This is a genomic window from Acidobacterium sp. FHG110202_01 (assembly GCF_059115305.1).
On the sequence record NZ_JBZYWJ010000002.1, the window covers coordinates 112,900 to 135,519 of the forward strand.

General features: G+C 51.9%; 10 protein-coding genes. 3 read left to right on the top strand and 7 right to left on the bottom strand.

The window, feature by feature from the left end; all coding sequences use genetic code 11:
- Window positions 1–209: 209 nt before the first annotated feature.
- The 6 genes from AC5S16_RS03960 to AC5S16_RS03985 all read right to left on the bottom strand — a co-directional run bounded on the left by AC5S16_RS03960 (window position 210) and on the right by AC5S16_RS03985 (window position 14,527).
- Window positions 210–3,239, bottom strand: a complete 3,030-nt coding sequence (locus tag AC5S16_RS03960; RefSeq protein WP_493928728.1) for an alkaline phosphatase family protein — start codon at window positions 3,237–3,239, stop codon at window positions 210–212.
- Between the two features lie 256 nt (window positions 3,240–3,495).
- On the bottom strand, window positions 3,496–7,554 hold the full coding sequence (locus AC5S16_RS03965) for a TonB-dependent receptor (protein WP_493928729.1): 4,059 nt from the start codon (window positions 7,552–7,554) through the stop codon (window positions 3,496–3,498).
- A 386-nt stretch (window positions 7,555–7,940) separates the two neighbouring features.
- On the bottom strand, window positions 7,941–10,265 hold the full coding sequence (locus AC5S16_RS03970; RefSeq protein ID WP_493928730.1) for a GH92 family glycosyl hydrolase: 2,325 nt from the start codon (window positions 10,263–10,265) through the stop codon (window positions 7,941–7,943).
- Between the two features lie 61 nt (window positions 10,266–10,326).
- The gene (locus AC5S16_RS03975) at window positions 10,327–12,318 is read right to left on the bottom strand and encodes a formylglycine-generating enzyme family protein (protein ID WP_493928731.1); all 1,992 of its coding nucleotides are present in this window, start codon (window positions 12,316–12,318) and stop codon (window positions 10,327–10,329) included.
- Window positions 12,319–12,541: 223 nt separating this feature from the next.
- Window positions 12,542–13,522 carry a ribokinase gene (gene rbsK / locus AC5S16_RS03980; RefSeq protein WP_493928732.1) on the bottom strand — a complete coding sequence of 327 codons (981 nt, stop codon included), beginning with the start codon at window positions 13,520–13,522 and terminating at the stop codon, window positions 12,542–12,544.
- Between the two features lie 9 nt (window positions 13,523–13,531).
- Complete coding sequence (locus AC5S16_RS03985) at window positions 13,532–14,527, bottom strand: GRP family sugar transporter (RefSeq protein ID WP_493928733.1); 996 nt, start codon at window positions 14,525–14,527, stop codon at window positions 13,532–13,534.
- Window positions 14,528–14,773: 246 nt separating this feature from the next.
- Between AC5S16_RS03985 and AC5S16_RS03990 the strand changes: the two genes are divergently transcribed.
- The 3 genes from AC5S16_RS03990 to AC5S16_RS04000 all read left to right on the top strand — a co-directional run bounded on the left by AC5S16_RS03990 (window position 14,774) and on the right by AC5S16_RS04000 (window position 20,858).
- Window positions 14,774–15,841 (top strand): LacI family DNA-binding transcriptional regulator, encoded by a 1,068-nt coding sequence (locus AC5S16_RS03990; RefSeq protein WP_493928734.1) that lies wholly within the window; start codon window positions 14,774–14,776, stop codon window positions 15,839–15,841.
- A 195-nt stretch (window positions 15,842–16,036) separates the two neighbouring features.
- Window positions 16,037–19,321, top strand: a complete 3,285-nt coding sequence (locus AC5S16_RS03995; RefSeq protein ID WP_493928735.1) for an outer membrane beta-barrel protein — start codon at window positions 16,037–16,039, stop codon at window positions 19,319–19,321.
- A 70-nt stretch (window positions 19,322–19,391) separates the two neighbouring features.
- Window positions 19,392–20,858, top strand: a complete 1,467-nt coding sequence (locus AC5S16_RS04000; RefSeq protein ID WP_493928736.1) for a tetratricopeptide repeat protein — start codon at window positions 19,392–19,394, stop codon at window positions 20,856–20,858.
- A 96-nt stretch (window positions 20,859–20,954) separates the two neighbouring features.
- On the opposite strand, the gene AC5S16_RS04005 is transcribed toward AC5S16_RS04000, so the two are convergent.
- Entirely contained in the window at window positions 20,955–22,190 is a 1,236-nt protein-coding gene (locus AC5S16_RS04005; RefSeq protein ID WP_493928737.1) for an acetyltransferase domain-containing protein, read from the bottom strand.
- Window positions 22,191–22,620: the final 430 nt, after the last annotated feature.

Sequence of the window (22,620 nt, forward strand, 5' to 3'; positions counted from 1 at the left end):
ACGCCCTTTCAGGTGCTCATCTTCTGATAAGCCTTGATTGTGAAAACTCAGATTCATGAAATGAGCGCATATTGGACGTATGCAGAACCTGAAGGTCTTTAACAATCTGAGCAAAATCTCTTGCTTCATTTTGATTGCAGAAGCCGACCGCATTTTTGATTTGCCTTCGGCTCCTGCATTTTAATGCCAGACCTTGCATCGGCGGTGAACTAATTCCCGCCACCGCTGTAGTTGATTAAGGTTGGTTGTACCTGTGCCTTATTTTCCTGCCACCGCTTCAACAACTGTGCGCGGTTCTGCCGCAGATCAAGGCCACTGCGCACTGTCGGATAGGGGACATCATCGCCCTTGATGCCTTGCCACAGGATATGGTTGAAGGCGTCAGCATCGATACGGTCTGCGTCAGAGAAATCGAAGCCTTTGGTTTTCTCCGCCCACCACGCAGCGTTGTGCAGTTCGTGTACCTGTGGGGTAATCTTTGATGCGCTGCTCTGGCATGCTGGAACAAGGTTAGGATCGACCGGTGCGGCGCAGAGGTCTCCCGGAACGATCGCATGATACGGGGTGAGGTTCGGCGTCCGCATGAACAGATCGGACATCGGCGCTGCATCTGCGGTGCTGAAATTCAGGTGGTTAATCCCGAGCAGGTCTTCCATCGTGCGCAGAACATTTACCGTGTTGTAGTTCGTCGAGACGGTCACACCGCGCCGGCTGTATGCCGAAATAGCATAGGCAAACGAACGGTGTGAATCAACGTGATCCGACCCATTCTGCGCATCATCTTCAAGAATAAAGATGGCCGTGTCTTTCCAGTATGGCGAGTGGCTGATGATATCGACGACGCGTCCAATGGCATAATCATTATCCGATATCTGAAGAGTTGGAGTTCCCAGGCCGGCGATTGCCGTCCCGAAGCTGCCATTGTGATCATGCGGCAGGCGAAGCAGCGTCAGGTTCGGCAGGCCATTGATCTGCATATCTCGCTGCCATTCATTTACGAGATAAGTGTCTGCGTTGTTCTGGTCGAATCCGCGGAAGTAGAGATCAGTATTAGGCTTCAAAGGGCGCTGAACTACGACAGCCTGTGGAATGTTTGCAGTGAATGGCGTCGGCGAAACTGGAATATAGGTTGGAAGCACGGGATCTGGCTTTGTCGGATCGCCGCCTGTACTGACGTAATAATTCTGATCAAGGAAGAAACCATAGTTGCGTACGGTTTTATGGGCGCGAAGAGCGGAGTCCCACAGATATCCGCCAACGGCTTCAGCATTCACATCATCATCCGTACCTTCAGGGCTCGCCACATTCTTCGGTCCAGGAAGAATGTTGGAGCTGCCCGTAGGATCGAGTATGTCTGTCAAGCGCGAGGTGAAGGGCGTCGGGTTGTTCGTGTTATCAGGCACGCCCATGCCGATGAGCCGGCTGCTGCCTTCCGTGTCATAGGTAACGCCGCCGCTGCTCCCGTTTCCATAATTTACGGCAATCGTCTTCTCTGTATATTCGGTGGCGTGTCCATAGGTGGACCAGGCCCATCCTGAACCACTGACTTCCCCAGTATCATAAAAGTTGTCAAGCAGACCAAAAGTCCGCGCCAGGTTATGGTGATTTGGTGAAACCTCCTCCGGGTATTGGTTCAGCGAAGGATCTCCATTGCCTTTTTCAAGGTCGCCTAGTATCTGATCGTAGGTCTTGTTTTCTTTCACGATGTAGATGACATGATGAATTCTGGTGCTCAGGAAAGCCATCAGCGGATCGATTCGGCGATTCACAAGACCGTTGTTCTTGTCGACCTGCCGGGTAAGTTCAGCCAATACGCCATAGCTCGGAACTGGAATGATGTTCAGCTGTGCTTTTTCGAGCGGATAGGAACGCTGCGTCTTGAACTCCGGATTAGCCTCTGCGTTTCCGGGATTTGGCCCCGAATTGCTCCTGAAGGTTGAGACGTACAAGGTGTTTCCATTCGCGCTTACAGAAACCGAAGTTGGATACCAGCCGGTTGGAATGCGGCCTTCTACCTGCCCCGTCCACAGGTTCACGACTGCTACGGAGTTCTCAGCTCCCAGCGTTACATACATGGTGTTTCCATCAGGGCTGATGGCAGCAGCGTTAGGATTCAGGCCTTTATACCTGTCTCCGGGGCGGGAAAGTGAAATTGTCCGTACGACGCGTTCGAGAGCTATATCAATCACGGAGATGCTGTCGCTGTTGCCGTTGATCACATACAGGTTCCGCTGATCTCGTGAAAGCAGCAGCCGATTCGGCTGATCGCCGACGCGAATAGCAGAGAACCTGCCGCTGGCAATATCCACCGCCATCACTTGATCATCACGCTGGCTGCTTACAAATGCTGTTCGCGCTGTGCCGTTATAGTTGCTAAGAATTGCAGCATCATATGGAAATTCACCTTGTGCCACGGTGCCGCCAGGAGAAAAGAAATGCACTTCGTTCTTCACCGTACGGCTAGCCGTGTCGACGATAGAGAGAGAATCATTCTCATAGTTCGTCGCCACCAGCGTTTTGCCATCGCGGCTGACAGCGATTCCTGCGACTACCGCCCCGCCTACAAGGATAGGGATTTCATTGCCAACTTTGGTGCCTTTCAGAATGCCGCCGTCATAGTTTGTCAGCGGAGCAGTCTGATTGGAGTTATGTCCAAGAAGAATGAAAGGAACATCAGGCACATATTGGCTTCCGCTCAACTTATAGACATAGACGCGATCGTCATTTCCGCCAGAAACATAGAAGCGCGAGCCATCCGGCGCCCAGGTCAGGCCGCTGTAGGTATCAGGAATATTGATCTGCTGCAGTTTGGTCGCCGTGCCGTTCGCTGCAACATGAAATACGAAGACCCATTCCGCATTGCCGGTCGTTCCGACTGCCGCTCCCGTCTTGGGATCAATCGTAGGAAATGTAATTGCTGTGCCGTCCGGAGTTCTATTGCCGTTGTTCCAGCCGCTGGTGAGCACCAATAGCGTTTTGCCGTCAGGGCTCAACGCTGTATTGACTGCCTCTGCAGCATCGGCATTGCCATCCGCACGTAATCCTGTAGCGAGTACCTGAATGGTCGATCCCGGCGCCGCGGTCGGCGTGATGAATCGCCCTGTGGGTAGAAGTGAGCCATCGTCAAAATCACCGACCGGGAGCGTCGTCCGATTGCTCCTGGACTGTCCTTCCATTGCTGCATGCGGTATCAGGGAGAGTACCGCCAAAGAGGCGACGAACCAGCATGTTTTTTTCATGCGAGAGTTCTACTCTGCACCTCTCGCGCCCATGGTCAATGCGGCATGAACACGCCGTTAAAACGCATTAGTTTTGTACTACGTCAATCTATGTTTGTGTGTGGCGCAATGCTCGCTAGAAGCCGGCCCGACGGCAGGAATTCCCATAATTAGCGAATTGGCGATTTCGTACTCATTGAGATTCAGTCATCTCGGCGCCTCTTGGCTCCCCTTGCTATGCAATTACGCAAAGGCCATAGACAGTTGGAATCTGCACTCAAAATCGCAAACGTGCTTCAACCGCGAGCCAGCGCGAATTTCCTGGCCCGCTCGATGCTCCATCCGAGTTTATCTGCCCGAATTGTGTCGATGTTGGGGTTAAATTCGGAAGGCCCAGGTACTGGCGGTTCAATAGGTTATAAGCATTCACGCGAGCATTCAGCTTAAATCTTTCACTTAGAGAGAAGGTCCGCTGCAAATTGGCTTGGATACCATCTACCGCTGGCCCACGAACTCCATCGACGTGAGTCGGAAACACGCGAAGATTAATTCCATTTGGTTGACACGAGGAATTTGTTACGAAACCAGTCCCGCTATAACTGCATACTCCATTGCTATAGGTAGTAGAGACGTTTCCCGGATTGAGCCATTGAACATACGCAGACCCACCCGATGCCAGATTATTCACGTAAACAGGATGTTTGAGTTTGATATCTTTACCGGGCTTGCCAATATAAAACAGGTTGCCGAATGTTAGCAGCCATCCAGATTGCCGTTCATATGTCCCAGCAAGTTGGAATCCACCGAAAATTTTTGATTCCCACCCCGAATTCGCCCATGTGTGACCTGCGCCAAACGGAAGTTCATAAATGACCTGCCCAGTGACCCGATAAGGCGTGCTGTTGTTTGAAGATTCCCAGCTCGGCGAAGCATCGAATGAATTCGCGAAATAGTCGCGGTCATGCTGATCATTGAGCTGCAGGCCGGCTATAAATGTAAGGCCGCTGCTGTATCTCTTGGTCACATTTACCTGAACTTCCTGAAATTTCGTTTCGCCAACAGATCGCCAGAGCGACAATCCACTCATTTGCGGATTGCTTCTCACCAGGTTTGAGACTGTTATGGTACTGGCAGTGAAATAGCTGTTGTGCGACATCAATTCATAGGCCGCCGGGTTGCTGCCGGCGATGCTGCTGAAGTTTCCGATCGCAAATGGGTTGGGCACCTTGCTTGCAAGCAGTGAGTTCGTGGCTGTGTTGGGTTGCGTGCCGCCGGCATAAAACGAACCGGGGATACTTGATGCGGATACACTGAGGGGCAATTTCGTTGCGACCTGCCCAAGGTATGCTACTTCAACGAGAGTCGATGTCCCGAATTGATGCTGCACACCCACATACCAGCGCTGAGCGCGCGGAGGTATCATGCCGTGATCGTATGCCGTGACATTGGACCCGACATAGTACATGGCTCCCGCAGCATTTCCAATGGCCTTATTGAATCGACTCCCGTTGGCTGCAGGAAACGGGTCGCTGAGAGGTGTTGTGCCTGCAACAAAGTTGGTGCCGTATGTGGTCGAGGAGGCCACGCTCGTCGAAGCACTATATCCATCCTGGTCAGTGGCGAATTGAACTCCTCCCCACTGATTCGTCCCGCCAATGTTTGCGGCACTTGGATGGGGAGTGCCGCCGCTTCCCTGGCCGTGGGCGTTGATCGTATCGAAGAAAATTCCGTAGCCAGCTCGAAGCACTGTCGTTGGAGTAATCTGATATGCCGCTGCCAGCCGGGGAAGGAAACGATAGCTATTCACAAACTGGCGCGCAGGCGCCCCATTGACGCCAGCATAGACAGGACCTCCCTGAATGGTAAGCGAGGCAGGCAGGACAGCTTTTTCTGCTGGAGTTGCCGCGGCGAACGTTGCGGCGTACGCTGCATTGGCAGGCGCAGAAATTGGAAGACTTGCGGTTGAATCCCATCCGACAATCTGAGCATTATTTTTTTCGGACGGACCGAATTCATATTCAAAACGAAGCCCCGGATTCAATGTCAGTTTTGGCGTGATCCGCCAGGTATCGGCTGCATAAAGCGCATAGTAGGGTGTTCTGATGGATGACGGAGCACCCAGCTGTACAGACGAGGTGGTCGGGATGCCAAGCAGCAACGCTGCGTACGATAGCCCCGTGTTGCTTTGCGGATAGGTATTGTCCGTGCCGTTGTTCTCCGAGGTATAGGTATCGTCAAAGGTATATGTTCCCGCTGCGTTGCCCTGGGCTGCCTGCGAGAAACTCTGCTGCTCCCACGCTGCGCCAAAACGCATGGTGTGGCGTCCCTGCACGTGCGTCAGAACCCCGCTAAACGACAGGTGGCGGTAGATCTGCGGGGTATTGTCCATCTGTCCAATCTGCTGGTAGCCGCTGGCATTGAGGATAGGCAGAGTGGGAGAAACTGCGGCATAGCTCTGCAGATAGTCAGGCAGACCTACGGAGCTGGGAGAATACGTGTCATATCCGGGATAGGTGCAACACGCCGCATTGAAGTTGGTTGCTCCGACGGTGACGTTAAGATCCGTATTTGCATTGAAAATGTGGTTCCAGCCGACTGCGCCAAGTTGAATCCATTTCTGCTGGAAGCGATTCTCAGCGCCGCCTGTCGCAAATCCATTTACCGTTTGTGTAAGGTGCTCTCTCGTCCACCGAAAGTAAATGTGGTCGTTGTGAGACAACGCATAGTCCATGCGCAGTGTAAATTGGCGGAACGTCTGAGGCGTGAGCGTTGTGTAAGTGTAGTTGCTGCCCAGCGGGCTGTTTGTGGTGGGAGTCGGCAGAAGTTTATTGTAAACGGCCGCCATCTTGCTATTGGCACTGAGCAGGTTAGCCGGGATCACGTTGCCGCAGAAAGGCTGGCGGCGCGGCACGCCATTGCTATCGAGGGCGACAGTAAATGGGTTATAGAGCTGGTACTGGCCGTAGTAGGGAGTACCAGCACCACAAGCGGAAGTATAAGAGGCAGGAATGGCGCTTGTCGTCGCAGGCAGGTCGCTGAAGTCTCCCGAACGCTCCTGCAGCGTGGGTATGCTGACGGTACCGACTCCTGCAGTATTCTGATTATCATCATCAACGAACACGAAGAAGAAGAGCTTATTGCGGCCATCAAAGAGTTTAGGGATGAAAACGGGCCCGCCGAAAGAAGCTGAGCCGATGTTCGTGTACACACCGGGATTTCCATACTGATATTTCAAGCCAAGACAATCGGAAGGAGAACCTGTACCGTTATCGCAGCCATGCAGAGACTGTTGATACTTGTAGGTCAGACCCTGGAAATGCGTCATCGCCCGCCAGGCATTGGTTTGATAGAGGTCGTGTATGGTTCCATGCCAGTCATTTGTTCCTGCTTTTGTTGTCTGGGTAATCATGAGACCCATCGTATGTCCAAACGCCGCATCGAAGGAGACAGGATCCACCTTCAGCTCATCTGTTTCTTCTGATGAAAGGCCGATGGCATTTCCCCGGGGGTTTCCCATATTTGGGACTCCATCGATAGTCCACGCATTTGCGTTCAGAAAGCCGAAACTCCCAAACTTGGAAATCCCGGGCCAGCTCAATGTATCGCCCATGGTGTAAGTCTGAGGGTATGGAGATTGTGCTCCAGGTGCCAGGGAAACAAGTTCCATGGGATTTGAACCCACTGCCGGCAGCTCTTCCAACTGTTTGGTTGTAAGCACCTCGCCGGTAGAGCCGTTCTCTGTGTTGAGCAATGATGCATCCGCGCTCACGACCACAGTCTGCGTGGAATGACCCACCTGCAGTTGCAATGGCACGTTGATATGTCCACTGGCTTCCAAAGTAATTCCTTCTCGCAGCAACGTTTCAAGGCCCCGGGCGGTCACCTCGATTTTGTAAGTGCTCGGATTCAGACCGCTAACTTCAAAATAGCCGCTCGAGTTGCTCACAGAAGCAATGGATACGTTTCGTATAGCATCTGTGATGGTTATCCGAGCGCCGGGGACAACAGCCCCGGAGGAGTCAGTTACGGTTCCCGAAATTACTCCGAGACCTGTAATCTGAGCCATCGCCGTCGCGCCCAGGAAAAGAGCTGCAGCCAAAACGATAAGCAGCGAGAAAAGCAAAATCGAGTGAAAGCGGAGCATCCGCCTCACTTCGCGAGCGGGCATGCTCGTTGTCATTCCTGTTATTGTCCGCATCGGATCGATTGTCTGGGTAGAGCAATCTTGAGTGCCGTCTTTTGACCTATTGGGCTTGATGTCGCCTGTTTCGATCATGCTGTTGCCTCCAAGGAATTGTTCTTTGGACTGCGTTGTGGTCAAGTCCTGCTTTTCCATGAGACCTTCTGAGAGGAATAGGTACCCATCTCCCCATAAGTGCACATTCATAATGCAATGCCTTATAAAAAGGCATTGCTATCTACAGAGACCGGTTTCTCAAATTCGTGAGGAATAATAGTCACACGACTGGAGCATTGGCAACCTTATTTGCCATGAAACGGATTTTTTGTACCGTTCTAAGGGACTCCCGCCTGAACTGGTATTGATGAAGGTAGAGGCAGCCTATGACACTGCTGTCGGGCTGCGGTGAGTCAGTGGCAAATCACGAGGAGCAACTTGAACTGATCAGTACCGCAGTGAGGTACGTTGAGTTCGACAGGGAATATCGAGAGGGGGGCCGCATGGGAAGCAGAGACGATTCGCCATGCGGCAAACAATACTCGCTAATTCCAGCTCCGGTCCGTCTCCGAGAATGGCGCGCGCAGGGCGCGATGTGACCACTCTGCTTCTCTTTCGTTGCTGAAGATAAATCTCAGCTCTCCTCCCTGCATAAGCTCTTCATGAGTCACATAGCTCCGGTTCAGCGATTTGCCATTGAGAAGAACATCCTTCACAAAACTATGTTCCTCACTCATATTCACACTCTCAACAGTCAGCAGCTTGCCGTTGGGTAGATGAATTCGCGCGCGATCGACGAACGGTCGCCCCAGAATATATTGGTTTGACCCCGGAGCCACCGGGTAGAAACCCAGAGAGGTGAAGATGAACCACGCGGACATCTGACCCAGGTCGTCATTTCCAACCAGACCGTCGGGCGCAGGCTTGTACTGCGTGCTCATAATTTGTTTTAGCCGCGCCTGGGTCTTTAGCGGCGCACCTGCATACATGTACAGGTAGGCAAGATGATGACTGGGCTCATTACCATGAATGTACTGGCCGATCATTCCAGAGATATCTTCTACGCTGGCATACTTGGCAGGATCCACCTTCTGATCGAACATCTCGTCTAGCTTGGCAATCAGCTTTTCCCGGCCGCCGAGTAAATCAATCAGTCCCTGCTCATCCTGCGGCTGATACCACGAGTATTGCCAGGCGTTTCCCTCGGTAAAGCCACTTTCCGCGCCCGCTTGGGCAGGATCGAAGGGTTTCCGATACTCTCCGCTTTTCAGGCGAGGCTCAACGAATCCATCCGCTGGATTGAAGTTATTTCGCCAGAATCCAGCGCGTTTGGCAAACGTTGCAGCCACTTGCATATTGCCCATGGCCCTGGCCATGCGTGCGATGCTCCAGTCGTCAAAGGCATATTCCATCGTCTTGGAAGCAGCCTCATCATCGTGATCGACTGGCACATAGCCAAGCTTCATGTACGAGTCCAGATTGCCGTAGGGACCATAGGTGGCGCTGGCAACCATGACATCCAATGCAGTCTGCGCGTCATAACCCCGGATTCCCTTCATGTAGGCATCGGCGATGATCGGCACAGAGTGATAGCCGATCATGCACCATGTTTCCTGCCCTTGAAACTGCCATATTGGCAGAATTCCGAATGGGCTTTCCTCAGCTGAAGCCACCAGCGAATGAACCAGGTCGTTAGTACGCTGTTCCGGCTCGAGAATAGTCATCAGCGGTTGTTCGGCGCGATAGATGTCCCACAGGGAAAGCGTCGACACGAAATGGAAACCTTCAGCGCGATGGACCTGATTATCTGGACCGCGATACTCCCCATTGACATCCATGCTGATGCTCGGCGCCATCAGGGCGTGATAAAGAGCGGTATAGAGCGATTTCTGCATTGGGGACGAAGCCTCGAACTCAACACGCGTTAACTCATCGCGCCACATGCGTTGTGTTCTGGCGCGCACCTGATCGAAGTTGAACCCGGGCGTCTCAGCATCCATGTTTTCAATTGCGTTCTTCTCACTCACGGATGAGAGTGCCACCTTGACAATGAGCGGATCGGATGAAGGCGCAAAGTCGAACACTCCTTCCAGCCCTCGTCCCTCGATGCTTTGTGTATCCTGCGGCGATCTTCCAGGCGTTTTGAAACCATGGTACGGTGGCGGCTCCTCTTCCCTGTTGTAGAGTGCGTGACCTGTCATGCCTGCGGAGAAGCGGATCGCAAAATACAGCTGCCGTCCGGGTGCCCATCCCCTGGTCTCGCGCATTCCAGTGATTGTGCCATCTTTGTGGATGCGTATGCGCGACCACAGGACTTTACCGGGGTAGTTATAGATACTGCTTTGCAGATCGAGCAAGATGTGGCGTTGGGTATCGCCGGAGAATGTATAGCGGTGGACACCGACACGCTCGCTGGCAGTCAACTCCGCATGCACTGCCGAGTCCTGAAGAATGACGCTATAGTAGCCTGGTTCAGCGTGCTCGCTGGCGTGGGAAAAATGCGAGCGATAGCCGGAATGGGGAGTCTCAAGGTCGCCAGGCTCCAGCGGAACACTAGCACCACTGATCGGCGTCAGGAGAACGTCACCAAGATCGCTGTGTCCTGCGCCGGAAAAGTGCGTGTGTGAAAACCCAAGAATGGTTGTGTCTTCGTACCGATATCCAGCAGCCCACTTGTAGCTTTGCTTAAATGGCCGGATCTGGGTGTCGGGTGAGAGTTGAACCATGCCGAATGGCGCCGTCGCTCCCGGGAAGGTGTGTCCTTCGGGACCAGTGCCAATCATCGGATCAACAAATTTAAGCGGGTCGGAAACCTGGGCGAACGAGATCGAGGCGGCAAGCAGCACACCAAAGCCGAGAAATTTCTTCATAACTCAACGGTAACAGTAGCCTCTTTGGAGCAGATGCCTGAGGGTTTATCGTCCTACAAGTTCAATGAACATCCTGCAGGTCAGCGTCTCGAACACAACGAAATCCCACGGTTGCAGAACGATCGTAACTGGGCGACATCATCAACAACTTGCCATGTTCACTGTTCTTATATGCCTGCGGGAAGTACCACATGGAGCCTTGCGGCTGATAATAGCTGCCTCCGCGCAAAATGCCTGCGCGAGTGTGATCATCCATGTACTCATCGGTCCATTGCCAGATATTGCCTACAAGATCCATGACGCCAAAGGGGCTCGCTCCATCCGGATGGGCATCGACATCATCCGGGCCTCGCATTGTCCGTCCCTGGTCCGGCGGAGGTACGACTTTTGCTTCCCAGTTGTTTCCCCAGGGATAAATACGTCCGCTCATTCCTTGGGCTGCAAATTGCCACTCCCATTCGTGAGGCAGCCGTTTGCCCGCCCACATTGCATAGGCCCGTGCGTCTTCAATGGAAACCCAAGTTACCGGCTTGTTATCCCAACCTGCAGGAAATGAGCCATTCTTCCAATCTCTCAAGAAATTTAAGTCATCCTTCGGATGATAATGGGCTGCATCCAGGAATCTTTTGAATTCGCGATTGGTCACCGGATACTTGTCGATGTAGAAGGGCTTCATCTCCATGCGATGTTCATGGAAACGTCTGGGACTATCTTCCCATGGATATTGCACGTCTACGCCAATGTCATCTGAGCCTTCTACTTCAATTCCCTGCACACGAAAGACGTAGTTGCCACCAGGAATCTTTACCATGCCGTCAGGTACAGACGAGACGGGCTTCGTCGCGGCAATTTCCACTAATTGCTGAGGAAGGACCTTCCATTCATGCGAGAAACTTGCTAATTGGGCACTGGTTAGTTCCTTCATCTTGGTCATTAGCTGCTGAGTCGCGGCATCTGGCTCTCCCATGGTAGCCAGGACCATTCCATATCCATGCGCCTCCAGATCAAAGGAAAGAGCAGCATCGGTGCCTTCAATTTCGGGTGTCAGTTCCGATCCATGGTAAAGATCGAAATACCGCATGCCCTGCTTGAACGGTACAGTCATTTGGCGGCCATGCACGCCGTACTCATTACGGTTCACGATTGTCCAGACCGTCTGATCTTTCAGTGGCCAGCGGCTTGCAAATACTCCATACATATGTGTGGGATAAAAAGGCTCCCAGTCTGCACTTACAAGAAAAGGAGCGACGCCTCGTTCCATTGTTGCGACGCGCCTCGTTGCTTCCGCGTCACGAGGCGTTACTCCATTCCATATGCCCCAGACATTTTCCCAACTCTCCCAGCCTTCACCATTAAAGAATGCGTACTGCAGATCATCTGTTTTATCACGGTTCCATCGCCCCTGAATATTCACCTGATGGCGCGGCTCCAGCCAGCGATATTTGTCCACGGTCGGTGCAAATTGGAATTTGTATTGCCCCCAGGTCAGCACATTCCAGGCAAGAGCTTCGTCAGATGGCCCCATTTCCGGCTCGAAGGCCAGAGGGTGCCCGATCTTATCCGCGGCGAGTGAAAACGCGAGGGGAACGCCATCCTGCGTATCGCCATTGATGCCATCTGCTCCGATTTCTTTCATGAATTCGGCAGTAGCATCCGGCCAGTCTTTTCCAGGATCGCGCGTTCCCTGATCCCACATCATGATCGGAAAGAGCACGCGCACATGGCGGCGATGAAAATCCACAACCATCTGTTTAACTCCTTCCACACCGCCAGGCATGGAGCGGACCATATCCTGCTGATTGCGATTGTCAATACCCATATTCGGATAAGTTGCCCAGATCAGAACCGCATCGATGCCGCCATAGCGTTTTTCGAGATCGTCAAGATAGCGATCAACCGTATATTTTCCGGAGACAGGATCATAAAAATAGCTGTCATGCACCATCATCTGCGGCTGGATAAAACTCGACTGCGTCCACTTGAGCGCAGGCATATCGTAGCGTGCTCCGTTATAACCCACACGGATACGGCGCTCTGTACGCCAGTTCGTCACCGCCTTCAACCATTCTTTATGAGTTTCATCACTGCACGGAGCGCTTCCCCCTTCCCAGGGAAAATGCATCGTGAGACATGCTGGAGGTGGAATTTGCTGATCGTGCGGTATATAGCGAAAATCTTGTGCAGATGTCGAGAAAACTGTACTACATACGAAAAGAATGGATACTACCGCGCCCCCTATCCCGGCAGGTAAGCTTTTCACGAATTTGCCCTCCGCGCTATTTGTTGCCAGATTCTTTGTCGATTGCTGCGCCGTGCAAGATCTGCGTTACTTCCGCCATGCTCGGCATCGAAGGCTGCGCACCATTACGGGTAACAGAAACAGCCGCGGCAGCGGCTGCAAAACGTGCGCTCTCCACAGGTTCCATTCCCAGAACAAGCGCAGTTGCAAATGCGCCGTTAAATGCATCTCCGGCAGCAGTCGTATCTACTGCCTTCACTGGAAAGGGATGAAGAAATTCAGCTAATCCCGTAGTAGATGCGAGAAAAGCCCCATGCGCTCCCAGTTTGAGCACAACTCCATGAATGCCTTGCGCCATCAGCGTCTGTGCAGTAGCAGTAGAATCCTTCCCGTCATGGCCGTTTTCTGTATGACCGGTCAAAAACGCGGCTTCCGTTTCATTCGGAGTAAGCCATGCCACGTGATGCAATACTTCGGGAGGCAACTCTCGTGCAGGTGCAGGGTCTAGAATCAGCGGTACGCCTTCACGGGAGCAAATCGTCGCCAGGTGTTGCACCGTCTCTATTGGGATTTCAAGTTGTGTCAGTACAAGACCAGCTGACCGGATGATCTCGACATTTCTATCCAGGTCGTCGGGGGTGATTTGTGCATTGGCTCCTGGCGTGATCACAATGCAGTTTTCGCCACTATCCGCAACAAGAATCACAGCAACGCCGGACGAACCTGGAACAGTTTTGATTCCAGTAATGTCGACTCCTGTGCTCTCCAGATGACTTCTTAGCTGTTCGCCAAAAGCATCATCGCCAAGGCAGCCAATCAAGCTGACTGGATATCCCAGTCGTGCGACAGCAACAGCCTGGTTCGCACCTTTGCCACCTGGATGGATCTGAAAGTCACTTCCCGTGACTGTTTCACCCTCTACGGGAATGCGTTCAGTACTTGCGACAAGGTCAATGTTGATGCTGCCCACAACAACGATTGGTTTTCTTTCCACCAGCATGGGTTTTTCTCGATTCACAGAACCATCCTATTTCCCAACAATCGGAGCCAACGCAATCGCACTTAGTCCGCACAGAAAGAAAACGAACATCCATGTCAAAAAACGTCTTGATCGTGAGGGAGCAGTTGCAAATTCCCGCCAGATAAAAACACCCCATGCAGCTGAAATCATCGTCGCCCCCTGCCCAATGGAATAAGAAACAGCAGGTCCGACCATATGTGCACGTGCCGCTACGAAGTTAAGCACTGCTCCCGTGCACCAGATTGCGCCGCCAATCACTCCCCATACATGCCACGAGCCACGAACCCGCCAATATTCCTCCATCGCAACGGGCACGCTTCCATCCAGCGGCTTTCTCATCAACAGGTAGTTGCATGGAAACGCACACAGAGCAACACCGATAACGAAGAAAAGAGCGATCGCATATGGCCCCGGAGCCCTATCACCAGTCATGGCTTTTGACACGAAAGGATAAAAGCTGCCCATCAACAAACCTGCTACTAGACTGATCACGACGCCACGTGTGGTTAGGGAGCGCCTCTCTGTCTCTCTAAGGCGGTAGGCAACGGCATCAAAAACCACTGCCGCTAATACCAAGGCAATACCGCCGAATAGCAGTAGAGGGTTCCCGTTGGGAGACAATACATAATTGCCAACTGCGCCAACTACCAGCGCGAGTCCAATGCCGACTGGAAAAGCAACCGCAAGCCCGGCAATTTCGATTGCAGCAACGAGAAGCAAATTTGCAACATTGAAAACCACTCCACCAATGAGTGCAAAGATAATGTGGAAGCTATCCGCATGATCAATGTCGGCAAGAAATGGATGGCCTGCATTGCCAATGCTACCCAGAGTGAAGCCCCACAATAACGCCCCTGCAATCAGACCGGCTACATAATCCCAGTAGAAAAGCTGAAACCTGTAGCCAGAACACAGCTTCAATGTGTTGGCCCATGATCCCCAGCAGACCATGCTGACAATCATGAATAGAAGCGTAAGCAGGTATGTTTCCGGCTGGAACAAATATCAGCTCCCCATATTCCGACAATACAGATTTCCGCTGCATTGTTTTGGCACATTCTTCACTGCAAGCATCTCGAACCTATCGAACAGACACATCAGCTAAAGTACATTTTAAGAAATGAAAGCTTTCAATCTGAGCTGATGCAGAATAGAAAGACCCGCGAGCCATTGTCAAGATAAGTTTTAAGCACATGCCATGGATATGCAAAACTCAGAGATAGCGCAACTGAGAGCAGAGAGTAAAGCATGGCGAACATGAAAGAGATCGCGCGGATTGCTGGCGTATCGCTTGGCACTGTATCACATGTGTTAAACAACTCCGCCGTAGTTCGTGAACCCTTGCGCAAACGCGTGATGGATGCTGTACATGCACTGGGATATCAACCCAGCCAGCTCGCGCGTGGACTGCGCCGGGACAAAACCAATATGATCGGGATGATTATTCCCGACGTTACCAACCCCTTTTTCCCCTCGGTTGTCAGAGGAGCGGAAGATGTAGCATTTTCGAATGGCTATCGGTTAGTCCTCTGTAACACAGACAACGACCATGCCAAAGAAATTGTTCACCTAAATGAGCTTCGAACCTATCTGCCTTCGGGGCTGATTGTCATACCGTCGAACTTCAGTGATCTGACTACTCAGGCTGAATCCTATCGGAAGTCTGGCACAGCAGTTGTTTGCGTAGATCGTCTGCCGAAAAACTGGGATGGGGACAGCGTTACCGCCGACAACGAGCATGGCGCCTATGAAGCGACGAACTACCTGCTTCGGCAGGGGCATAAGCAACTTGCCATTATTACCGGGCCTCGCCATCTGACAAATGCGCAGCAACGCTTAAGAGGTTTCAAGCGTGCTCTCCTTGAGAAGAAGATCCATATCCATCCTGAATACATTCAGGAAGCGAGCTTTGATCACCATGGAGGTCATGCCAAGACCCTGCTGCTGTTAAGCATGATTCCCAGGCCCACTGTTATCTTCGCCGGCAATGACATGATCGCTTTTGGCGCACTCATGGCATTCCGCGAGGCCGGGATACGCTGCCCGGAAGATGTTTCTCTGATTGGATTTGACGATCTCGATTTGGCACAAATGACCAGCCCGGCCCTGTCGTCTGTATCGCAGCCTGGCTATCAAATGGGAACAACTGCTGCGACCCTCCTTATCGAGCGGGTGCGGGGGGATAATGGCGCGGCAAAACATGTTGTATTAAAAACAGCTCTCAAGATCAGAGACTCTGTTATCCCGCCGCGCTCTTCGAACAAATCCCCTCTCGATGGATCAAGACGTGCCCGGAGAAAGAGTTCGAATCTCTGAGGCGGCCCTTTGTGCAGCCATAAGCCCTCTCCGCAACCTTGATTTCCCTGTCGTTATATTTTCCTGTTGACAACTTTCCAGGCATGCTACTAGTCTTCTCGCCGAATTAAATGAAAGCTTTCAAATAAGCAGTTGACCGCCATCAGAAATGGAGAAACTGGCTTTCATTTCAATGAGGAGGTTTGAGAGATATCTATGCAGGAAGGAAGATTAAGGCGCAGTTTCTGGACCAGAGCGCTTTGCCTTGCAGCTCTCATTGCCGCCATGACGGCATCAGCCAGAGCTCAATACAGCAGTGGTATTCAGGGAACAATCGTCGACCAGAACGGCGCAGTCATCCCGAATGCTCAGGTTACACTTACCAACCAGGAAACCCAGGTAAAGCAAGCAGCAACCTCGAATGATCAGGGCTTTATGCAAATTTTGCATTTGCCTCCGGGGCGTTATTCCATTAGCGTTTCGTCGCCCGGATTCAGCACATGGCAACAAACGGATATCGATATCGAAGGCACCGATATTCGCTCTATCTACCCCAAACTCACTGTAGGTGCGACGCAATCAACGGTTGAGATCACAGCAAATTCCTCAGCCGTCGAAACTACAAGCGGCACAATCAGTCGCGTCCTGGAGCAGCAGACGGTGCAAACAGCCCCACTTGTTGGGGAAAACCTGTACGCAAGCGTAGCCACATTGGCTCCGGGAGTAACTGGCCTTGGCGGATCATTTGGCGGAGCAAGCAGCTCAGGTTCTCAAGGCACTAACAGTTTCAATGCAGAGCCAGGATTTCAGATTATTGGCGCGGGGCAGCGTCAGGAAGCAAACGAGTATCAGGTTGACGGAACGAGCGTAAACGGTAACTCGCGTGATGGCATCACTAACCTTACGCCTGAGCCAGACAGCGTCGCGCAGATGAAGGTCAGCACAAATGTTTTTTCAGCAGATAAAGGACGTCAGAGCGGAGCTCTCATAGAAGTATTTACTAAACCGGGAACAAATAATTTTCACGGCACTCTCTCTGAGTTCTATACAGGATCAGCACTCACTGCGCGCACTGAATTTCAGACGAAAGTCCCTCGCTACCTGCGCAATGATTTTGGCGGTTCTGTTGGTGGTCCCATCCTCAAAGACAAGACATTTTTCTTTGGTTCTCTTTTCTGGAGCAGGAGCAATCAGGGCGTCACGTTGACCCAGACAATGGAAACAGCTCAATTTGTAGATTTCGTGAACACGCATTATCCCAACTCCTTAGCCGCAGCGTTTTTTAAGGGAGCCCCTTCAGGCGGCGTGCCGACGAGCGGTTTTCAAACCGTCAACCAGATTGAGCAGTCATTGATAAGCCCCTATACGCCACCTGCTGATATGCCGGGCGACCTCGTTGCTCTCGGCAACGTATCGATCAACCAATCGCCAATCAATAATGGATTCCAGGGCCACGTTCGTATTGATCACAATTTCAACAATAGTAATGACAAGCTTTTTTACAGCCTCTTTCGAAATACTACGCAGGGAGGCGTTGCCAATGCACGTCCAAACCTCGCATACGTGAGCCCAAATGCTACTTGGTATCACAAAATCGATTATGTCCACACCTTTTCCCCGAAGCTTCTCAACGAAGCCAGCATGTCGTACGTGCGGGCGGATGGAAACCAACCGGTAGCTCCCGGAGACTTGCCAACGCTGCCGAATGCCTATCCAGGCGGACTTGGCACGGGTTTTTCATCGTGGGGGCCATCGGGATGGGTGCATAACAACTGGAATTGGCATGATGTTCTGACATACGTGCAGGGATCGCATAGCATCCGTGTCGGCGTTGATGTTGATCGCCAGCAGGATCTTGATAATTTCACTGCAGGACTCGACCGTCCGTCTTTTAACTTCGCCAATATCGTCGATTTCGCAGTCGACCATCCCAGTTCGCAAAGCGGACCAGTAGTCGATGTCGCTGCCGGAGGCACCGCCCAGAGCTTGTATTCGCGTGTGCTCATGCTGCAAGCTGCTCCTTTTGTACAAGACGATTGGAAAGTAACTAACAAACTTACGCTAAATCTTGGCCTTCGCTGGGACTATTTCGGACATCTCGGCACAGTCACCTATGGTAAAAATCCTCTGGCACTTTTCACTCCCGCATCTGGGGCACAAGGAGAGGCCGCTATTGCCAATGGATCGATGCTGGTACGCGGCTCAACTGGTCAAGTCGTCGACAATACACTCTGGCGATTCGCTCCACGTTTCGGATTTGCATACGATGTTTTTGGAAATGGCACGACCTCGATTCATGGAGGATGGGGCCTCTTCAGCAACAAAATCGGCGACCTTTCTTATGTAGACGGAATTCGCACCAATCCTCCGCAGTTTGCTTCTCCCAGCATCAGCATCTATAACGCAGGCACAACTCTTGCCAACTTTTCTTATGGAACAAGTAGTTCTGGTCCTACCGGCTTCGCACCACCTCCAGGTATTTCTTATCAGGTAGATGAGCATGGTGGACTTGTCGGTACCCGCATTGGTGTCGGGGGCCTGCAATCCAGCCTTTCTCCTCCATTGGTTCAAAATTGGTCAATTGGCGTGCAACGCAGCATTGGCAGCAGCGTTGTGGTAGAGGCCGACTACTTTGGAACATCGGCTACACACCTCTATTTCCAAACCGATGCAAACCGCTTTGCCGGCGACTTGATGGTCAATGGCGGAAACCTGGCGCGTCTCAATCCTAGTTTCGGGGCAGTTGTTTATGGCCAGGATATTGGAGTTGCAAATGCGGAAGTCGGCGCATTCGCGATCTCTAAGCGTTTTTCAAAGGGCTGGTCTGTACATGCGATTTATAACTATGGCAAAGCGCTCGACTATACCAGCAGCAATGACAATGGCGTTGGCGGAGCTGAAAATGTCATCGACGTAAATCATCCAGAGCGAAATTATGGGCGATCAGATTACGATGCTCGACACCGCATTTCGATCGATGCAGTGTGGAATATTCCCGGGTTCTCTAATGGCATCCAGCATTGGATCACAAGCGGATGGGCGCTTTCCCCTGTTATTGTGCTCGAATCAGGGCAGCCATTCACGGTGTATACATCCGCAGCATTTCCTTCGGGCGACTTTAACGCTGATGGCTACAACTATGATGTGCCGAATATTCCAAGCTTCGGCAGTACCAGGAGCACTAGCCGCTCCGACTTCTTAAAAGGCGTTTTTACCGCCAACGATTTCCCCTTGCCCGCATCTGGCACTGAGGGCAGTTTGGGGCGTAATACATACAATGGTCCAGGGCTTGCGAACGTGAATCTCGCTGCACAACGCACTTTCAGACTTCCGTTTCTCGGTGAGCAGGGAGGATTTCAGATCCGAGGCGAGATACTCAATCTTTTCAATCGCGTCAATCTTACAAATCCAGTTAGCGATCTAGCGAACGGCGAATTCGGCAAGTCCACCGACCAGAATCTCCCCCGCAATATTCAGGTCTTAGGCAAGATACGTTTCTAGTTGTGTATTTCTCAGCGATTCAGTGTCTTTTATATTGAATCGCGCTAATTCTGATTAGCGAATTGCCTCAATGGATAAACGGTTTGTCATCGCATCACTTGGTTTGATTCTTATCTTTGCTTTACCTGCATACGGTGAAGATGACACCGCAATTCGCCGACAAGCTGCTGACGCTATTTCAGCGCATCAATTCAATCGCGCCTTGCAGATTCTGGATGGGCTGCTTAAAGAGCATCCCAAAGACCCTTCTCTCTGGACACTACGCGGTCTTTCCCTTAATGGCCTTGGAAAAGCGAAGGAAAGTCTATCCAGCTTCGATCAGGCACTTCTGCTCGAAAAAACTTATGAGCCTGCTCTCGAGGCAGCTTCCCAGACTTCTTATCTTCGCCACGATCCTCGGGCGATGGAATATGTGCAACGCCTTCTCGTAGTTATGCCGGGAAACGAAATAGCCAATGCCATGGCTGCGGTACTCGCGTATGAAGCGGTCGATTGCACGGCTTCCCTTCACTACTTTGAACAAAGTAAGAATGTGGCCTATCAATCACCTCGCACTCTTGGAGAATATGCAGATTGCTTATTGAAGAATGACAAGGCTTCAGAAGCCGTCACGGTTCTATCGCACGGAGCGCAACTCCATCCAGATAGCATCCAGCTCAAATACAATCTTGCCGTCGCAGAGATGCGGGTTCACGATCCAGATGCCGCAATTGTTACTCTCGAGCCTTTATCGGGCGAAAAAGATTCAGAGCTGCTGAATCTTTTAGCCTTTGCATATACAAAAGTGAATAAGCCCGATGACGCATTCCGCACTCTAGAGCGCGCGGCCGAAATCAGTCCCAAAGATGAAGCAAACTATCTTGATCTGGCGATTCTCTGCCTGGAACATAATCAGGAAGACCGCGCGATTGCCGCCGCAACAGCAGGAATAGCGCGAATTCCGAGCGCTGCCTCTCTATATCTCATTCGTGGTGTGGCATATGCTCAGCTGGCCCAATACGATCATGCTGAGAGCGACTTCACCCTGGCAGCCAACCTCGAGCCCAACCAGTCGCACAGCACAATCGCCATGAGCCTTCTCTATTCGCAGAAGAATGATTTAGCCAAAGAAAGGGAACTGCTGACAAATCAGCTCAAAGATACTCCAAACGATGCTGTTGCCAATTATCTGTTTGCTGATCTGCTTATTCGTTCTGGAGCAGCACTTGGCCAGCCAGAATATGACGAAGCAAAGGAACACTTGGCAAAATCGCTGGCAGCCAAACCTGACTCTGTCGAAGCACAGGTGCTGATGGGCAAGCTGCTGGAACAGCAGAATGATTTGCCCGATGCACTCGCTCATTTCCAAATGGCTCTAAAGGTGGAGCCTGATAATCATCCCGCGCTAAACCGTGAGTTCATTCTCTTGAAGAAGTTACATCGAGACAAAGAGGCTGATATGGTACTGATCCATCTTAAGTCCTTGCTCAACGATGAACTTAAACAAGAGACAGCTCCTACCCAAATGCGAGTGGACTCTCGATCGCCAGGTTATTAACCATACGCAGCGGCCAGCAGCATGTGTATCTAACAGCAAGCCAGTGATCGCCGAGTGGGCGTGTACCTGACGAATCACAGTGAAGCAGCAGGTTACTCACAGATAGGCAAGCCACCAATCCCGGCGCTGGTTTTTGAGGCGGTTAAACCATGCGCATGCGGGGTAGAGGGCCAGAACTACCGCAATGCAGACCAGGTAAACAACCGGCAACGGATAGCCCCAGCCCGGCAAATGGCTGATGAACACGACATCCGGAGTCACCCAATATCTCCAGTTGGCTTTTACCGTAATTGCGACAATGAGCGCGAGTGCGTGAATGAGGAAGATATGCGCGATATAAAAGAAGAACGGCACGCGCCCATACACGTTGACGAAAGCCCGAAGGTGAGGCACACGCGCATGCTCGACGGCCTTATCGAAGATCGCAAACAGCAGGAACACCACTCCCAGAGTGGCGAGAAGATAATGGAGCGAAGGTGGATATTTCTGCACGGAAAAGAACGACATGACGGTTTGAGCGGGAGTTCCCAGCTGCTGGAAACCCGGCCCAGGATCGCCATAGCTGTGCGTGAAGCGCAGCAGGGCGAATAGTGCGAGACTGGCTGCGCCAAGCAAAGCTGAGATGCGCTGGCGCTGCTGTGGAGCCTGCGCAACAACTGTGCCAAAGCAGTATCCGAGAGCGATGACGCCAACCCAGGGGATGACCGGATAGCCGTAGAGTGCGATGGGATGTCCATGAAAAGTGAGCCAGCCGAATTCATGGAGAATCCGCCAGGCGTCTGTCCAATTACCGAGAGTGGCGGCATGGATGGGATCAAGAAGATTGTGCCCGAAGATCACGACGGCAGCGAAAAGTCCGATGACGGACAGGGGCAGCCATTGCAGTCCGGCGAGAACAATCATGCTGGCGCCGATGACCCAGATGACCTGAAAGATAGGCGCACCAAAACCAAACGACCAGCCGAAGGTGACCACGGTGATCTCGATGAAGATGAGCCACAGGCCGCGAAGAATCAGAGAACGGGTAAGCGTGGCTGCGCTTTTGCGCTGGCGCTGCAAAAAGGCGCTGGTGCCCGCCAGCAAAATGAAGCCAGGTGCGCAGAGATGTGTTATCCACCGAGTTGCAAAAAGGGCAGGCCAGGAGTGGACGGGATCCGTTGGATTGATCGAAGCGCTTGAGAAGTAGTCGCGTGCGTGATCGAGCGCCATCAGGATCATGAGCAGGCCGCGGAGCACATCAACGGACTCGACGCGATAGCTGCGGTGGGAATAGTGCGGCTCTGTTACGACTTTCTCCTCGGGAATAAAGGCGCGCTGGGATATTGTTGTCATATTATTTGGTTCCATTGCCAGACATATCGTTTCGACCCGCGTTTACATGACGCTATCGATGGCAGTAAAGGCTCAATGAATTAAAAAGATGAGATCAATCGAAAATGCTGATCGCTGCGACGGGGGTGGGGAAGCAATGCTGTGCAGACCCTGTGGTCCAAAGTCGGACTGATAACAAAAAAGCGTGGTTCCGCAATTACTCCGTGTAGATTTTCTTCAAGTCGCGATTAGCGACATTTGAATTACCAAATCCTGACAAATTCTTGATCATCTCTTTGTTAATAACTGATGTATATTACAGCCTAAGAAATCGATTCCCGGCAGCGCCCTGATTCCAGAAAGTTCCATCCCTTGTCATGCGCTGCCATTTCATCGACGGCTTAATCACGAACGTGCCGTTTTCTGTACTGGATTTTAAATACATAAGCAG